Origin of the sequence: Actinoplanes rectilineatus (assembly GCF_000962825.1) — a bacterium.
Classification (GTDB): Bacteria; Actinomycetota; Actinomycetes; order Mycobacteriales; family Micromonosporaceae; genus Actinoplanes; species Actinoplanes rectilineatus.
The window spans coordinates 15,286-31,622 of the sequence record NZ_JZKF01000075.1; the positions used below are offsets into that span (position 1 = coordinate 15,286).

Sequence of the window (16,337 nt, forward strand, 5' to 3'; positions counted from 1 at the left end):
GGTCAGTCGCCCACGACGGCGATCAGGTCACCCTCCTGGACCACGTCACCCTCGTGCACGGCGAGCCGCGCCAGCCGGCCACCGGCCTCGGCCAGCACCGGGATCTCCATCTTCATCGACTCGAGAATGACCAGAGTGTCGCCCTCCGCGAGGGCGTCACCCTCACTGGCCACGACCTTCCACACATTGGCCACCATCTCGGCCCGGATCTCATCCGCCATCGTCGAATGCCTCCTGTCCCAGCTGTCGAGACAGCCATCAAATCACGGATCGTGGCCGGGTAGGTCTCAGGCGACCGGAAGCGCCCATTACGATCGGCACCGTATCCAGAGAAGGGAGTCGGCCATGGCGAAGAAGGCCCGTAAGAAGAAGGCCCGCAAGAAGAGCGGCGCGAACCACGGCAAGCGCCCCAACAGCTGAGCTGGCTTTACCTCGCTTCGCTCGGCGGGGATCGCGCCACAGAGCTGATCTTGGGACGCCCGAAGAGCAGGCGTCCCAAGATCAGCGGACGCGATCCCTAGCGGTGGGGCCGTTGAGACATGAAAGAGCCCGGCAGCTTCAAGCTGCCGGGCTCTTTCATGTCTCTTGTCAGCGCTCTAGCTGATCGAGCTTGGTTCGCAGGCGTTCGCGTAGCTCGGCGGGGGCTCGCTCGTCGCCGCAGCAGCGGTTCACCAGGGCCTTCACCTCGTGCTCGATGCCGAACTCGCGCAGGCAGCCGGGGCACTCGTCGAGGTGCTTCTTGATCAGGTGGCGCCGGTCCTCGCTGCACTCCAGGTCGAGGTAGTTGTAGACCTCGCTGAGGACCAGGGTGCAGTCGGTCTCGTGTTCGCTGTCGTCGATCGTCATCGCGGGTCAGGCTCCCTGCGGCCCGGACGTCGCGGTCCGGGTGATGCCCCGGTCCACGGCGTAACCCTCGAGCAGGTTGCGCAGGTTGCGCCGGCCACGGTGCAGCCGGGACATGACGGTGCCGATCGGCGTGCCCATGATGTCGGCGATCTCCTTGTACGAGAAACCCTCGACATCGGCGAGGTAGACGGCGAGCCGGAAGTCCTCCGGCAGGGACTGCAGCGCTTCCTTGACGTCGCTGTCCGGCAGACGGTCCAGCGCCTCGGTCTCAGCCGACCGCAGGCCCTGCGACGTGTGCGACTCGCTGGACGCGAGCTGCCAGTCGGTGATCTCCTCGGTCGGCGCCTGCACCGGCTGCCGTTGCTTGCGCCGGTACGAATTGATGTACGTATTCGTCAAGATCCGGTACAGCCAGGCCTTGAGGTTGGTGCCTTCCTCGAACTGGTGAAAGGCGGAGAACGCCTTCAGGAAGGTCTCCTGCACCAGATCCTCGGCATCGGCCGGGTTACGGGTCATCCGCAGGCCGGCGGCGTACAACTGGTCGACGAACGGCAACGCGTCTCGTTCGAAACGCGCGCGGCGCTCGTCAGTCCGCTCCTTCTGGGCCACCCTGGATTCTCCCCTCGACCGCCCCGCCGAGGATACGGGTACTGCCCGTGAGACGCCTGCGAAAACTCCGGGTGTGCTGACGCTCACCGACGGCGTTCCGACCGCGGGCCATTCCGGAGAACGTAGCAGTGTCCGCACCCGGTTCGCCTCCCGCCCGTCACGCTCGACGCACTCGGCACCGGTACCCACCAGAAATCCCCTTCCCACGGAACCAACTCCCGTGGGCTGCAACGCCGGAACCCGCCGATGGAATTCCCGGGTCCGGCCACTGTCGATCAGCGCGCCCAGCCGTTGCGGCGCAGCCAGCCGACGGCCAGGTCGGCCGTCTCGGTGACGCCCTTGCGGAGGTCGTGCACCGCGCCGGGACGGATCAGCACCTCGACCGGCCCGGCCGGTTCGGGCACCCCGAACGGGTCCCGTTCGCCACTGATCACCAACGTCGGGAGCGCCGACGGCAGTTCGCCCACCCGGGTCTTCTCCGGCTTGCCCGGCGGGTGCAGGGGGAAGGCCAGAGCCAGGACCCCCGCGGCCTGGGCGGTGGGCGCGGTCCGGCAGGCGACCCGCGCACCGCTCGACCGGCCTCCCACGATCAACGGCATGCCGGGTACGCGCAGCGCGCCGATCACTGCCGTCCACGCCTCGTCGAGCTGGCCGGCCGGCGCGGGCGCACGCCGGCCGGCGACCCGGTACGGCTGGGTCACCAGCGCCACCCGCACGCCGGCCGCCACCGCCGCGTCGTGCACCGCCGTCAGATCCGGCGCGTCGATCCCGCCCCCGGCGCCGTGGCCGAGGACGAGCAGACTGAGCGCCGGGCCGGTGGGGCCGGTGACGCGGACGGCGGCGGGACCGCGTGGGGTCTCGACGGTCAGGGACTCGCTGATCGCGATGGCACGGGACACAAGGTCCTTTTGTATCAGCGACTGACCGGTGTGAGCGTCAGGAACCGGCGTTCCTCGTCCGGGGCGTCGTCGACCGCCTCGCCGTCCGGCTGGATGCGTTCGCGCCAGGCGACCAGCATGGCCCGGCGTTCGCGGGGCGTGGTGCCACCCCAGACGCCGTGGCAGTCACCGACCTGGAGCGCCCAGGCCAGGCACGGACCCTGGACCGGACAGGTCCCGCAGAGCGCGACCGCGCCGCCGGACGGCTCGTTCGGTGCGGGAAAGAACGTCTCCGGGTCGACGCTGCGGCAGACGCCGCGGGTGCGCCACGCCTCGTCGGTCTGCCGTTGCGCGATTGCCTCGAGCAGCCGCGGGTCGCGTCGCGCGATGGCCACCTCGTGCGGACGCGGCATGCGTGCTCGTGTCATCAGCCCACCTCCCCCGTGGGACCGGAACTGCGTGTGGCGGCCAGGCCGCACCTTACGGTCCGGCACCACTCCGGCGCTGGTTTGTACCGCACCGTACAAGATCAGAACAAGGGGGTGATCAATCTTGAAACAAAGTTGTTAAAAGAGAATTGCCATATTCCGCGACAAAGACCATCGTTGATCTTTCGTCGTTCAAAAAAGCGTCACCTGCTGGGCGCGCTCCAGTAACTCGGGACCATTGTTTCGGACATTGCCGACATCCGGTCCGACCGGGCGGACCTCGATCGCCGCCAATTCCCGCTCCGGCAGCGGCCGCAGCAGCTCCTCCGGCTCACCGCCACCGGTCAGCCAACCGGCCCACCGGTCGGCCGGCAGGATCAGCGGCATCCGGTCGTGCACCTGCGCCAACGGGCCGAGCGAACCGGTGGTGATCACGCTGCAGGTCAGCACCGACTCCGGGCCCCAGGCCGACCAGAGACCGGCGAACGCCAGCGGCGCACCGTCCGCCGGGGTCATGTAGAACGCCTGCTTCTCCTGGCCGGAGCGCACCCACTCGAACCAGCCGTCGGCCGGCACGAGACAACGGCGCTTCGCGAACGACGGCGCGAACGAGCGCAGCGTCGCCACCGTCTCGGCCCGCGCGTTGATCATCCGGGCGCCGGCCCGGAGATCCTTCGCCCACGGCGGGACCAGACCCCAGCGGGCGGTGTCGAGCACCCGCGCCCCACGACTCGACGAGATCCGCACCAGCGGCACCGACCCGGTGGGCGCCACGTTCCAACTCGGGCGCAACGGCTCGGCCACATCCACCGCCTCGAAGAACGTGCTGAGGTCGGCGTTGCTCCGAGTGGTCGCGTATCGCCCGCACATGGGCAGCACGGTACGCCGCGACAACCCCGCGCCGCAGCCCGCGACACCACCATTCCGGTGATCCGCGAGCCTGTTCATCCCGGCGAACGGGAACGGAGGCGGGAAATGGCGCCGGGCGGCGGCAGAATGGCGAAGTGACTGCTGAACCCCGCCCCTGGCCAGCCCCGCCCGCCACCGGACCGGTCACCGCGACCGTGCGGCTCCCCGGCTCCAAGTCGATGACCGCCCGCGCCCTGGTGCTCGCCGCCCTCGCCGACGGGCCCTCGGTGATCGAGGCCCCGCTGCGCGCGCGGGACACCACCCTGATGGCCGCCGGCCTGCGCGCCCTCGGCGTCGGCGTGGACACCACCGACGACGACCGCTGGGTGATCGAGCCCGGCGTGCTGCGCGGGCCGGCCCGGATCGACGTCGGCCTGGCCGGCACGATCATGCGGTTCCTGCCGCCGGCCGCCGCCCTGGCCGACGGTGTCGTCGAGTTCGACGGCGACCCGCACGCCCGCAACCGCCCGCTCAAGCCGATCGTCGAGGCGCTGCGCGCGCTGGGCGTGGACATCGACGCCTCGGCCACCGGCGGCCTGCCGCTCACCGTCCGCGGCGCCGGGCTGATCGAGGGCGGCGAGGCGGTCATCGACGCCTCCGGCTCCAGCCAGTTCGTCTCCGGCCTGCTGCTCTCCGCCGCCCGCTTCACCAAGGGCCTGACCCTGCGGCACGAGGGCCCGCCGGTGCCGTCCGCGCCGCACCTGCGGATGACCACGCACATGCTGCGCGCGGCCGGCGCAGGCGTGGACGAGAGTGTGCCGGACGTCTGGCGGGTCGAACCCGGACCGCTGCGCGGGCGCACCTGGACCATCGAGCCCGACCTCTCCGGGGCGGCACCGTTCTTCGCCGCGGCCATGGTCACCGGCGGCGCGGTCACCCTGGCCGGCTGGCCGGCCGACAGCTGGCAGCCGGCCGAGCGCCTCTCCGAGCTGCTCACCGCGCTCGGCGCCGAGGTCACCCGCACCGACGAGGGCCTGACCGTGACCGGCACCGGCACACTGCGCGGCATCACCGCCGACCTGTCCGAGGTCAGCGAGCTCACCCCGGTGATCGCGGCGCTGGCCGCCCTCGCCGACGGACCGTCCGAGTTGCGCGGGGTGGCGCACATCCGCGGCCACGAGACCGACCGGATCAGCGCGCTCGCCACCGAGCTGGGCAAGGCCGGCGCCGACGTGACCGAGTTCCCGGACGGTCTGCGCATCGTGCCCGGGCCGCTGCACGGGACCACTTTCGAGACGTACGCGGACCACCGGATGGCACACGCCGCGGCGGTTATCGGACTCGCCGTGCCGGGCATCGACCTCGCCGACGTAGGTTGTACCTCGAAGACGTTGCCCGAGTTCCCGGAACTCTGGTCGGAACTCGTGACGAGGAGCTAGAACTGCCAGGCCGTAAGCGGGAGTACGACGAGGACGACGTCCGCATCCGGCCGGGCCGGGCGTCCCGGCCGCGCACCCGGTTGCGGCCCAAACACGACGACGCCGTCGGCGCGCTGGTCATCACGGTGGACCGGGGACGCTACGGCTGTGTCCGCGAGGACGCCGCCGAACTCGAGGTGATCACCGCGATGCGGGCCCGGGAGCTGGGCCGCAAGTCGGTGGTGGTCGGCGACCGGGTGGCGCTGGTCGGCGACGTCTCCGGGGCACCGGGCGCGCTGGCCCGGATCGTCCGGATCGCCGAGCGCTCCTCGGTGCTGCGCCGCACCGCGGACGACGACGACACCACCCCCGAGGGCCGCCTGGAACGGGTGGTGGTGGCCAACGCCGACCAGCTCGTCATGGTCAGCGCCCTCTCCGACCCGCCGCCGCGCACCGGTTTCATCGACCGGTGCCTGGTCGCGGCGTACGACGCGGGGGTCGAACCGCTGCTGTGCCTGACCAAGGCCGACCTGGCCGGCCCGGAACAGGTGCTCGACTACTACGCCGAGCTCGACCTGCCCTGGGTGGCCCTGCAGCCGGACAGCGACCTGACCGAACTGCGCCGGCGGCTCGCCGGCCGGATCTCGGTCATGGTCGGGCACTCCGGGGTGGGCAAGTCGACGCTGGTCAACCGTCTGGTGCCGGACGCGCTGCGGGCGGTCGGCGCGGTCAGCGCGATCGGCAAGGGCCGGCACACGTCGACGAGCGCCGTGGCCCTGCGGCTGCCGGTCGTCGGCCGGTCCCGCAAGGATCCCGGCTGGATCGTCGACACCCCTGGCATCCGCAGTTTCGGCCTGGCACACGTGAGCGCCGAGAGCCTGCTGCACGGCTTCCCGGACCTGGTCGAGGGCACGCTGGAGGACCAGCCGAACTGCGAGCACACCGCCACGGACGTGGACTGCCACCTGGACGCGTGGGTACGTGAGGGCCATGCGGATATTCGCCGGCTCACCTCGTACCGAAGGCTGCTGAGCTCGAGGGCAGGAGAGCTCGACTCGCGAGAAAGAACCGGGGAAAGCGCCTGATCGCGGGTTGAGACCGGTAGTGGTCAGCGACACCGAGCGACGCGGTATGCACTAGCTTTTCGTCCATGGCCGGATATGCCGATGATCTCGCCCTTGCCCACCTGCTCGCGGACACCGCCGATGCCATCTCGACGGCCCGGTTCCGCGCTCTGGACCTGCGCGTCGAGAGCAAGCCGGACCTGACGCCGGTGTCCGACGCGGACACCGCGGTGGAGACGGCGATCCGTTCCCAGCTGGCCCGCGCCCGGCCGCGGGACGGTGTGCTGGGCGAGGAGTTCGGCCGGTCCACGGCGGCCGCCGGGCCGGGCACCCGGCACTGGGTGATCGACCCGATCGACGGCACCAAGAACTTCGTCCGCGGTGTGCCGATCTGGGCGACCCTGATCGCGCTGATGGAGGGCGACACCCCGGTCGTCGGCCTGGTCTCCGCACCGGCGCTGGGCCGCCGCTGGTGGGCCGGGCGCGGGCTGGGCGCCTTCGCCGGCCGCAACCAGCACTCCGCCACCCGGATCGGCGTCTCCTCGGTGCGAGACCTGAGCGACGCGAGTTTCTGTTACGCGAGCCTGAACGGCTGGGCCGACCGGGGCCTGCTCCCGCAGCTGACCGACGTCCTTCTCGGGGTGTGGCGCAGCCGGGCCTACGGCGACTTCTACGGGTACATGCTGCTCGCCGAGGGCGCCCTGGACGCGATGGCCGAGCCGGAACTGTCCCTGTGGGACATGGCCGCGCTGATCCCGATCGTCACCGAGGCCGGCGGCCGGATCACCGACCTGGACGGGCGCCCGACCGCCGACCAGAGTTCGGTCGTCGGCACCAACGGCCTGCTGCACGAGAGTGTCCTGTCCGCGCTGGCCCGGCGTTCCTGACCCTCAGCGCGCATGACACCACCCGGACGGGGTACCTTACCCAGCATGCCCGCGAGGCATATGCACCAATTTTGACCCGCTGTCGGTTCCGGCCGGCTCCGCAGCAGCGGTCACCGTGACCGATCCTCCCTCGCCGAAATGCGAAGAGGGCACGCATTATGCACAATGGAGCGATCATGCCGAGCGAGGTTCGTCACCTGGTGGACCACGGCCAGACCCATCCTCTGGTCCGGCTGACCGGGGTGCTCGACGGCGACACCGCCGGGCCGATCCGCTCGACGCTGTTCGGCGTGCTGGCCACCCAACCGCAGGCCGTGGTGGTCGACGTGACCGGCCTCCGGGTGTCCCACGCCGACGCTCTCGCGGTGCTACGCGACGTCCTCGCCGACACCCGCGACTGGCCCGGCGCACAGCTCGCACTCTGCGCCGCCGACGCGGCCCCCTGGCAGACCGCGGGCTGGCCGGTCTGGCCCGATCCGGAACACGCCTTCGCCGCCCTGGGCACCCCCGACACCGAGCACCGGCTGACCGCCGAACTGGAGCCGGCGATCGGCGCGGCCCGTGCCTGTCGGGAGATCATCACCGACGCGTGCGGCCGCTGGGACCAGCCGGAACTGATCGGCAACGCCTGCATCGTGGTCACCGAGATGGTCAACAACGGGGTGGCGCACGCGCGGACCGCGATGACCCTGCTGCTCGCCCTCGACGGCGACCGCATGAGCGTGGCGGTCCGGGACCACTCGACGGCGACGCCACGGTTCACCGGGCCGGTGCCGGTCACGTCGTACGGCGGCCGCGGACTGCTCCTGATCGACGCGGTCGCGACCCGCTGGGGCCACCTTCCGCTCGACGACGGCAAGGTGGTCTGGGCCCTGATCGAACCGGGCGTATGACCTGCCACCTGAGTGGGTAGTCCCCGGTCATGCGAGACAACGACTACCCGGCCGAGGTCAGCGACCCGGAGGCCGCCGGACTCCCGGACACCGCCGATGACGACTCCACCGCGTACGACGAGGTGAACAGTTCCCGCTGGGCGGACGGGGCGGACCCGTCGGCACTGGCCGGTACCGGCCCCGGCGGCGCGAACCGGTTCGGCGAGACGCCCGAGGAGGCGCGCCAGGGCGAGTCCCTGGACCGCCGGCTGCGCCAGGAGGAGCCCGACTTCGGCGCCGAGCCGGCCCTGCCGCCGGTCCGCGACCCGGACGACGAGACGGTGGACGACCCGGAACAGCGCCGCATCGACCGCGACGTCTGGGGCGAGAGCCCGACCTCCGACCCGAACTCGCCGGTCTCGCTGTACGACGACGGCCAACTCGACGAGGACGACCCGGAGCTGGTCGGCCGGCTGGTCGCCCCGGACGAGGGCTCCGGTTACGACGAGGAACGCGACAGCGTGGCGTACGACGCGGGCGCGGCCGGCGGCGGCGCGAGCGCCGAGGAGCTGGCGATGCACGAGACCCGCGCCCCGGAATACGACTAAACGTTACCGTCACGTTCTTGCCTTAGCGTCGCGGCTTCAGCAGAGTGTCTGCGCGGGTCGACGAAGGGTGGGGCGTGTGAACGGGCGAGGTCTGCTGCGGTCGGCGGTCGCGGCCGTACTGATCGTCTCCGGAGTTCCGGCGGCGGTCCTCGGCCGCCCCGGCACCGCCGCCGCCGAGACGGTGACGCGCACGGTGCTCAGCGACGACTTCGACGGCGCGGCCGGCAGCACCCCCGACGACGGCAGGTGGCTGATCGAGTCGGGTCGCCGCGGCGCCCGGCTGGACGGCCAGGGACACCTGTCGGTGGCCGGCCTGCTCCGGTCGAAGGCGACGTTCGCGCAGGCCTCCGGCCGGGTCGAGGCCCGGATCAGGATGTGGCGCTCGGGCGGCGCCTGGCGCGCGCTGGGCGTCCTCGACGCCGGCGGGGCGCTGCCCGCCGGCCGGGTCGAGGTGCTCGGCGACGACCAGGTGGACGGCGACGACTTCCACACCTACGCGATCGACTGGACGCGTACCACGATGACCTGGACGGTCGACGGCCGCCAGGTCCTCCGGTTCACCCCGGAGACGCCCGGGCAGGCGTTCGGCCTGGCCCTGAACACCACCTCCGGCGGCGACCGCCGCGGCGGCGCGTGGATGCAGCTCGACAGCGTGCGGGTCACGGTCCCGGTGACCGTCACGCCGCCGCCCGCCCCGGCGTGGAAGGCGTACACCACCTATCAGGCCGGTCAGTTCGTGAAGTTCAAGGGCGCCACCTACAGGGTGAAGGAGCCGCACACGGCCCTGCCCGGCTGGCAGCCCGACCGGGTCCCGGGCGTCTTCCAGAAAATCTGAGGACTTCTGTTATCCGGGGTTCCGCAACTCGTCTCCATTGACCCACGGCAGTCGAATTTTTAAGACTGTTACGAGTTACGGTCTCCCTTCCCCCGGAGGATCCCCATGCGCAAGGCACGAGCCCTGCTGGCCGCGGCGGTGATCGCCACCACGCTGGCCGGCGCCCTCACGATCGCCTCCCGCAGCGACACCGCGGACGCGGCGGTCGGCGCCATCACCTGGTCCGACGAGTTCAACGGCGCGGCCGGCGCCGCCGTCGACACCTCGAAGTGGAACTTCGACATCGGCGGAGGCGGCTTCGGCAACAACGAGCTGCAGTACTACACCAGCTCCACGAACAACGTCCGCCAGGACGGCGCGGGCAACCTCGCGATCACCGCCCGCAAGGAGAACCCCTCCAACTACCAGTGCTGGTACGGCACCTGCACCTACACGTCCGGACGGATCCTCACGTCCGGCAAGTTCACCCAGAAGTACGGACGCTTCGAAGCCCGCATCAAGATCCCCAAGGGCCAGGGCATCTGGCCGGCCTTCTGGATGCTCGGCGACAACCTGGGCAGCGTCGGATGGCCGCAGTCCGGCGAGATCGACATCATGGAGAACGTCGGCAAGGAACCGAACACCGTCTACGGCACCATCCACGGCCCCGGCTACTCCGGCGGTGGCGGCAAGAGCGGCGGCAAGACCATCAGCGCCCCGCTGGGAGACGCCTTCCACTCGTACGCCGTCGAATGGTCACCCAACCTGATCGTCTGGCAGCTGGACGGCGTGGAGTACTACCGGGTCACCCCGGCGACGGTCAGCGGCAGCACCTGGGTCTTCGACCACCCGTTCTACATGATTCTGAACGTCGCGGTCGGCGGCAACTGGCCCGGCAGCCCCGACGCCAGTACCTCGTTCCCGCAGACCATGCTGGTCGACTACGTCCGCGTCTCCGCCTGGAACGACACCACCACCCCGCCCAGCACCGGCGGCACCGCGCTCAAGAGCAACCTCAACAGCCGCTGCATCGACATCCCCGGCGGCAACAACGCCGACGGCCAGCGCCTGATGATGTGGGACTGCAACGGGCTCGACCCGCAGAAGTGGACCTTCGAAAGTGACGGCACGCTGCGCGGCATGGGCAAGTGCATGGACCCGGCGGGTGGCGCGCTGACCAACGGCACCCGGATCCAGCTGGCCAACTGCAGCGGCAACCCGGTCCAGCGGTGGACGCTGTCCGGTGCGGGCGACCTGGTGAACCTGTCCGCGAACAAGTGCATCGACATCGTGGACAACAACTCGGCCAATCGGGCCGAGCTCCAACTGTGGGACTGCGCGGGAACCGCCAACCAGAAGTGGACCCGGGGCTGAGCTGGCTGGCCTCGCTTCGCTCGGCGGGGATCGCGCCCGGGAGCTGATCTTGGGACGCCCAAAGAGCAGGCGTCCCAAGATCAGCGGACGCGATCCCGGGCGGGCTGAGCAAATCGAGGGGATTGTTCGGGTGCCTGCGGACGCGATCCCGGCCCGGCGGAGCGACTGAGGTTTCGGAGTGGCTCGTGGCCGCGATCGGTTCGGCGGGGAGGGCGGCTACCGGGTGACCGTGTAGCGGTCGCCGTAGACCTTCCAGGTCAAGGGGGCCGTCAGGTCCAGGTTCGTCGCCCTCAGGAAGAGGCGTTGGGCGGTCTCCACTCGGCTCGTGTCGCTGTGGGCCTCTTCGGTTCTCATCTCGGCGGAACGGGCGTCCAGGAAGGCGTTCAGGTAGGTGATCTCCTCGCCGTCGGTGGCGGGGGTGTGGGCGGCGGCCATGGCCCGGGCACGGATCTTGCGGAGGCCGGCGGGGCCGTGCATCACGGCCGCGTCGTAGTAGGCGAACTGGCCCAGCGCGCGGAGGCCGTCGGCGACGGCGAGGCGGACCGCGGGGTTGAAGTAGACGCGGTCGCGGGCGTCGTCCTGGGCCGACCGGAAAGCCGGATCGTCCGCGGCGGCCCGCCAGGCGGCCGTGAAGCCCGGATCCAGGCCGTCGTGCGAGTCGGATCCGTCGACCGCTCGCAAAGCCGGGAGAAAGCGCTCCAGCGGGTTTCCCGGAACCTGCCGGGTGTACGCGGACACCACCGCGAGCATGTCCGAGGTGCCGGAGCAGAACCCGATGATGCCACCGGTGTAGCCCCGGCCGTCGCCGATGTCCTCGATGTACGCGTACTCGTGCCGCCAGTCCAGCGTCGAGTTCTCGGCGCTGGACACCAGCCGGAACGCGGTCTCCCGTTTCACCTCGTCGGTGAGGTCCGCCGCCACGTCCGGTACCGCGACGCCGGCCGACGACCGTCCCGCCTCCGGCACCGGCGCGGCCGGGCCCGGCCCGTACGCCCGGATCCCGAAGAGCGAGTAGCCCGCCTCGCCGGACCGGCGGGTGGCCAGGACCCGCAGATAGCGCCCGGTCCCGTCCAGGTTGTGCAGATCGTCGGCGCCGCCGGTGCCACCGGTCACCCGGCGGATGTCGGCCCAGGTCGCCCCGTCGTCGGACATCTGCACCCGGTACGCCGTCGCGTGGTCGTCACCCCAGTTCAGCCGGACCCGCCGCACCTGCTGGGCCGCGCCCAGGTCCACCCGGATCCACTCGGTACGCGATCCCGCCGCGCTGGCCCACCGGGTGACCGGGTCGTCGTCGACCACGCCCGCGGCCGGCACCGTGGCGTCCTGGGTCGACGAGGCGAGCACCGGCCGTCCCCGGGTGAGCAGCACGTCAGCGACCACACCGGTCACCACCGACACGGCCGGCGGGATGCACAGCACCACGGCGATCCCACCGCCCAGAAGGACCGAACGATACGACTCGCCCCATAACCACATACATCTACGCTAGAGAGGCGTGGATCAGCGTCGCCTGCGGTTGCGCGAAATCATCACCACCGCCAGGACGATGCCACCGACCACGATCAGGCAGCAGAGCAGCCCGAAGATCCCCAGTCCGCCGAGGAATCCCCGCCCGCTCCGCCGCCGTGCCGCCTCCACCACGAGGTCCGCCGTGCCGTTGCTCGCGGCCCAGGCGTGCACCGGCACCACCAGGGACAGCGCTGCTCCGGTCAGTGCCGCGGCCATCCGTCTCCACCACTTCGTCATGTCTGCCATATGTCCCATGCTGACCGGTGTAAGCAACGGGTAAGGAAGCGGTACCGATGGAAGGACAGGGAATGGATCCGGATCTGGTGGCGCTGGCCGAGGCGCACGGCGTGGCGACGTGGTACGAGAACTGGCAGCGGAGGCGTACCGAGGTTTCACCCGAATCGGTGATCGGGGTGCTGGCCGTGCTGGGGGTCGACGCGGGCACGCCGGCGGCGGTGGCCCGGGCGCTCGCCGAGGTTCGCCTCCGGGATCGCGCCGACCGGCTGCCCGGCACGATCGTGTTGCCCGCCGGCCGGAGCCGACCACTGCCCGGCCCCGCCGAGATCGTCCTGGAGGACGGCGGGGTCCGCAACGTCGACGCTCTCCCGGCGGATCTGCCGCTCGGCTGGCACCGGCTGACCTCGGGTGGGCGGGAGAGCACCCTGGTCGTCGTCCCGGTGACGCTGCCCGAGCCGCCGGAGACGTGGGGCTGGATGCTGCAGCTCTACACGATGCACTCGCCGCAGTCCTGGGGCATGGGTGATCTGGGCGATCTGCGGACCTTCGTCGCCGACTCGGCCGGCGCGGGCCTGGTGCTGCTCAACCCGTTGCACGCGATCACCCCGACCACGCCGGTGCCGGCGTCGCCGTACTCCCCGTCGAGCCGGCGCTTCGCCAACCCGGTCTACCTGCGGGTGGCGGACACCGCCGAATACCAGCGGGCGGACCCGGAGCTGCGGGCCCGGGTGGACGCGCTGCGCCCCGCGGCACCGGCGAACGGCCTGATCGACTACACCGCGGTCTGGTCGGCCAAACTCGCCGCCCTGGAGCTGCTCTGGCCGCTGGCCGAGGCGGTCGACCTGGACCGGGACCCGGGACTGACCGGTTTCGCCCGCTTCTGCGCGCTGGCCGAGAAGCACGGACCGGACTGGCGGCAGTGGCCGGAGGAGCTGCGCCGGCCGGACTCGCCGGCCGTCCTCGAGGAGGGCGACGAGCGGATCGCCTTCCACTGCTGGGTGCAGCGGCTGGCCGAGGAGCAGCTGCACGCGGCGAACGAGGCGGCCGCGGACATGCCGGTCGGTGTCGTGCACGACCTGGCCGTCGGCATCGACCCGGCCGGTGCGGACGCGTGGCTGCTGCAGGACGTGCTGGCGCCGGGCGTCCGGATCGGCGCGCCACCGGACGCGTTCAACCAGCTCGGCCAGGACTGGGGGCTCTCCGCCTGGCGGCCGGACCGGCTGGCCGAGACCGGGTACGCGGCCTACCGCGACATGCTCCGGCGGATCTTCCAGCATGCCGGCGGGCTGCGTGTCGACCACGTGGCCGGGCTCTGGCGGCTCTGGTGGGTGCCGGACGGCCTGGGCGCCGCCGGGGGCACGTACGTGCACTACGACCCGGAGGCGATGCTCGGCATCCTGGCGCTGGAGGCGCACCGGGCCGGTGCGGTGGTGATCGGCGAGGACCTCGGTACCGTCCTGCCGACGGTCACCGAGGGCCTGGAGCGCACGAACATGCTCGGTTCGGCGGTGCTCTGGTTCACCCGCGACGACGAGGGCGGCTACCGGCCCGCGGCCGGCTATCCGCGCAACGCCCTGGCCAGCATCTCCACCCATGACCTGCCGACCGCCGCCGGCTTCCTGGCCGGCGAGCAGGTGGAGGTACGCGCGGAGCTCAAGCAGCTGGCCGCCCCGGTCGAGCAGGAGCGCGCCGGCTGGCGTGCGGATCGCGCCCAGCTGCTCGAGCGGCTGGGCGCCGAGGGCCTGCTCGACGCCGACCCGACCACCGAGCAGATCGTCCTGGCGATGCACGAGTTCCTCGCCCGTACCCCGTGCCGCCTGGTCACCGCCTCGCTGCACGACGTCCTGCTGGAGATCCGGCAGCCGAACCTGCCCGGGACCTTCGAGGAGTACCCCAACTGGCGGATTCCGCTGCGCGCCACGCTCGCCGATGTGACCGGTGACCCGCTGTTCCGCAAGGTTGCCGCGATTCTGGGTAAGCGGAAGGTCGCCAACGAGAGGGGGACGGTCATGGGCTTCCTGGACAAGGCCAAGGAATTCGTGGACAAGCACGAGGACAAGGTCGACGCCGCGATCGAGAAGATCGGTGACGAGGTGGACAAGCGGACCGACCGCAAGCACACCGCGCACATCGACCGGGCGGTGGACGAGGCGCAGAAGCGCACCGGACCGGAGAACACCCGGCCGGCCTGACCGCAGGTCAGAGGGCCAGCGGCTCCGGCGGCGGGTCGTCGTCGACCGCGTACAGCATGGGGTGCAGCGGCAGGTAGGTGTCCGGCTGCCGGCACCGGGCCGGCGGCAGCAGTGACGAACGGTGACCCGGGTGTTCCTTGCAGTGGCGAAGCGCCCGGGCCACCGCGTCGACGTGGTGGCGGCCACCGCCGTACTCGCCGCAGCCGGTGCAGTCCCACCGCCAGAACGGCAGGCCCTCGTCGGAGGGGTACCGGCGGATGCGCAGCGGCGGCCCGGCGCGATGCCGGGCGGCCATCAGGATCGCGGGCATCGCGCCGTCCGGCGGCGGGCCCGAGGGTTGCCGCTGTCCACCGATCAGCTGGGCCAGCACGTTGCTCGACACCGGGAACCTCCGTGTTCCGGAACAGGGGTTCTCAGTGTGGATCGACCTTGACGTGCCGGATGGCCGTTTTGCCGAATACTCCCGTCCTCAGCGACTGCGGACGATCCCCAGCGCCGAGGGGCGGGCGCCCGGGAACACCCCGTTCAGGTCGGCCAGTCCGCACCGGTCCCGCAGGATCTCGCCGATCACCGAGCGATAGTCCGTGGTCACGGCGAGGTCCCCGTCGCGGAGCCGGTTCTCGGTCAGCCCGGGCCATCTCCCGTACACACGGCCGCCCTTGACGTTGCCGCCCAGCACGAACATGGCGTTGCCGTAACCGTGGTCCAGCCCGCCCGACCCGTTCTCGGTCACCCGGCGGCCGAACTCGCTGATCGTGATCAGCGTGACCCGGTTCAGCCCGGCCGGTCCCAGGTCGGCCGTGAACGCCGCCAGGGCGGTGGCCAGCGCCCGCAGGTGGTCGAACATCAGGCCGCCGGCCGTCGCGGTGCCGAGGTTCTCGTGCATGTCCCAGTCGCCGGAGTCGACCGCCGCGCTCAGCAGGCCGACATCCGACTTGATCAGCCGGGCCACGTCGCGCAGCGCCGCGCCGAGCTCGGTATCCGGGTAGACCGCGCCGTTGGACGGCCGGTAGCCCTCCGCGCGCAGGCCGGCGCCGGTGGTCAGCGCGCCGGCCAGCCGGGCCGCCGGGTGGGCCAGCGCGTCCGGGGCGCCCTGATAGATCTTCGCCATCGTGGCGGCCAGCGGCGCCCCCGGTCCGTCGCCGGCGAGTTTCAGGTCGTCGACCCCGGTCAGCCCCAGCGAGGGCGCCGCACCGGCGAACAACCGGGCCGGCATCGCGCTGCCCACCATGACCGCCTGGAACGGGTCGCTCGCGCCGAGCACGCCGAGCATCCGGTTCAGCCATCCGGTCCGGATCGAGGTGCCCGGGGCGGCCCGTTCCAGGTCCTCCATCGCGGCGAAGTGCGACCGGTTGGGTGCCGGCTGCCCCACCGCGTGTACCGCCGCCAGCTGCCCGGCCGTCCAGTACGGCAGCAGCGGCGCGAGGCCCGGGTTCAGCCCGAAGAACGCGTCACCGCCGATCAGCCTGCTCTTCGGCACCGCGATCCCGGGACGCGCCGCGTAGTACGCCGGGTCGCCGGCCGGCACCACCGCCGACAGGCCGTCGAACCCGCCCCGCAGCGAGAGCAGCACGAACACGTCACCGGCGTAGGACGGGTCGGCGGCGAAGGCCAGACCGGTGTCCAGTTGCGTCCCGGCCAGTCCGGCGAAGGCCGCGGCGGCCGTGCCGGCGAGCAGCCCGCGGCGGGAGACCTCGCACCCACAGACATCCATGGTCACCTCGGTGGTCGTCTCAGTGGTCATCTCAGTGC

Annotated in this window: 19 protein-coding genes; 9 read left to right on the top strand and 10 right to left on the bottom strand. The window is 71.5% G+C overall.

What is annotated here, in order from left to right; all coding sequences use genetic code 11:
- Positions 1 to 2: 2 nt before the first annotated feature.
- Complete coding sequence (locus WH85_RS36100) at positions 3 to 221, bottom strand: biotin/lipoyl-binding carrier protein (RefSeq protein WP_045746610.1); 219 nt, start codon at positions 219 to 221, stop codon at positions 3 to 5.
- A 124-nt stretch (positions 222 to 345) separates the two neighbouring features.
- On the opposite strand from WH85_RS36100, the gene WH85_RS54230 reads away from it, so the two are divergent.
- Positions 346 to 420: a 50S ribosomal protein bL37 gene (locus tag WH85_RS54230; protein ID WP_369700219.1), complete on the top strand. Its 75-nt coding sequence runs from the start codon at positions 346 to 348 to the stop codon at positions 418 to 420.
- 168 nt (positions 421 to 588) lie between these two features.
- Here WH85_RS54230 and rsrA read toward each other — a convergent pair whose 3' ends face one another.
- The 5 genes from rsrA to WH85_RS36125 form a co-directional block, all read right to left on the bottom strand.
- Positions 589 to 846: a mycothiol system anti-sigma-R factor gene (gene rsrA, locus WH85_RS36105; RefSeq protein ID WP_045746611.1), complete on the bottom strand. Its 258-nt coding sequence runs from the start codon at positions 844 to 846 to the stop codon at positions 589 to 591.
- A 6-nt stretch (positions 847 to 852) separates the two neighbouring features.
- Positions 853 to 1,644: a sigma-70 family RNA polymerase sigma factor gene (locus WH85_RS36110; RefSeq protein WP_063775579.1), complete on the bottom strand. Its 792-nt coding sequence runs from the start codon at positions 1,642 to 1,644 to the stop codon at positions 853 to 855.
- 86 nt (positions 1,645 to 1,730) lie between these two features.
- Positions 1,731 to 2,336, bottom strand: coding sequence for an alpha/beta hydrolase family protein (locus WH85_RS36115; protein ID WP_045746637.1), 606 nt, complete (start codon positions 2,334 to 2,336; stop codon positions 1,731 to 1,733).
- Positions 2,337 to 2,368: 32 nt separating this feature from the next.
- Positions 2,369 to 2,761, bottom strand: a complete 393-nt coding sequence (locus WH85_RS36120; protein WP_045746613.1) for a WhiB family transcriptional regulator — start codon at positions 2,759 to 2,761, stop codon at positions 2,369 to 2,371.
- Positions 2,762 to 2,953: 192 nt separating this feature from the next.
- Entirely contained in the window at positions 2,954 to 3,631 is a 678-nt protein-coding gene (locus WH85_RS36125) for an SOS response-associated peptidase (protein ID WP_045746614.1), read from the bottom strand.
- Between the two features lie 134 nt (positions 3,632 to 3,765).
- Between WH85_RS36125 and aroA the strand changes: the two genes are divergently transcribed.
- The 7 genes from aroA to WH85_RS36160 all read left to right on the top strand — a co-directional run bounded on the left by aroA (position 3,766) and on the right by WH85_RS36160 (position 10,647).
- Positions 3,766 to 5,049, top strand: a complete 1,284-nt coding sequence (aroA, locus tag WH85_RS36130) for a 3-phosphoshikimate 1-carboxyvinyltransferase (RefSeq protein ID WP_045746615.1) — start codon at positions 3,766 to 3,768, stop codon at positions 5,047 to 5,049.
- On the top strand, positions 5,022 to 6,113 hold the full coding sequence (rsgA, locus tag WH85_RS36135; protein WP_083449515.1) for a ribosome small subunit-dependent GTPase A: 1,092 nt from the start codon (positions 5,022 to 5,024) through the stop codon (positions 6,111 to 6,113). The genes aroA and rsgA overlap by 28 nt, the downstream gene beginning before the upstream one ends.
- 65 nt (positions 6,114 to 6,178) lie before the next feature.
- The gene (hisN, locus tag WH85_RS36140) at positions 6,179 to 6,979 is read left to right on the top strand and encodes a histidinol-phosphatase (RefSeq protein WP_045746617.1); all 801 of its coding nucleotides are present in this window, start codon (positions 6,179 to 6,181) and stop codon (positions 6,977 to 6,979) included.
- 176 nt (positions 6,980 to 7,155) lie between these two features.
- Positions 7,156 to 7,872, top strand: a complete 717-nt coding sequence (locus WH85_RS36145; protein ID WP_245674234.1) for an ATP-binding protein — start codon at positions 7,156 to 7,158, stop codon at positions 7,870 to 7,872.
- Between the two features lie 29 nt (positions 7,873 to 7,901).
- Positions 7,902 to 8,459 carry a DUF5709 domain-containing protein gene (locus WH85_RS36150; protein WP_045746619.1) on the top strand — a complete coding sequence of 186 codons (558 nt, stop codon included), beginning with the start codon at positions 7,902 to 7,904 and terminating at the stop codon, positions 8,457 to 8,459.
- Positions 8,460 to 8,535: 76 nt separating this feature from the next.
- Entirely contained in the window at positions 8,536 to 9,294 is a 759-nt protein-coding gene (locus tag WH85_RS36155; protein WP_045746620.1) for a carbohydrate-binding protein, read from the top strand.
- Between the two features lie 105 nt (positions 9,295 to 9,399).
- Positions 9,400 to 10,647 carry a family 16 glycosylhydrolase gene (locus tag WH85_RS36160; protein WP_045746621.1) on the top strand — a complete coding sequence of 416 codons (1,248 nt, stop codon included), beginning with the start codon at positions 9,400 to 9,402 and terminating at the stop codon, positions 10,645 to 10,647.
- A gap of 216 nt (positions 10,648 to 10,863) precedes the next feature.
- Here the strand turns inward: WH85_RS36160 and WH85_RS53880 are convergent, their stop codons facing one another.
- The gene (locus WH85_RS53880; RefSeq protein WP_045746622.1) at positions 10,864 to 12,123 is read right to left on the bottom strand and encodes a chitosanase; all 1,260 of its coding nucleotides are present in this window, start codon (positions 12,121 to 12,123) and stop codon (positions 10,864 to 10,866) included.
- A gap of 24 nt (positions 12,124 to 12,147) precedes the next feature.
- A complete protein-coding gene (locus WH85_RS36170) occupies positions 12,148 to 12,402 on the bottom strand; it encodes a hypothetical protein (protein WP_045746623.1) in 255 nt (84 codons plus the stop codon).
- Positions 12,403 to 12,464: 62 nt separating this feature from the next.
- Here WH85_RS36170 and malQ point away from each other — a divergent pair, with 62 nt between their 5' ends.
- Positions 12,465 to 14,585: a 4-alpha-glucanotransferase gene (malQ, locus tag WH85_RS36175; protein ID WP_045746624.1), complete on the top strand. Its 2,121-nt coding sequence runs from the start codon at positions 12,465 to 12,467 to the stop codon at positions 14,583 to 14,585.
- A gap of 7 nt (positions 14,586 to 14,592) precedes the next feature.
- On the opposite strand, the gene WH85_RS36180 is transcribed toward malQ, so the two are convergent.
- Both WH85_RS36180 and WH85_RS36185 read right to left on the bottom strand, forming a co-directional pair.
- Positions 14,593 to 14,967: a hypothetical protein gene (locus tag WH85_RS36180; protein WP_045746625.1), complete on the bottom strand. Its 375-nt coding sequence runs from the start codon at positions 14,965 to 14,967 to the stop codon at positions 14,593 to 14,595.
- Positions 14,968 to 15,054: 87 nt separating this feature from the next.
- Positions 15,055 to 16,329 (bottom strand): DUF1501 domain-containing protein, encoded by a 1,275-nt coding sequence (locus WH85_RS36185; protein ID WP_045746638.1) that lies wholly within the window; start codon positions 16,327 to 16,329, stop codon positions 15,055 to 15,057.
- Positions 16,330 to 16,337: the final 8 nt, after the last annotated feature.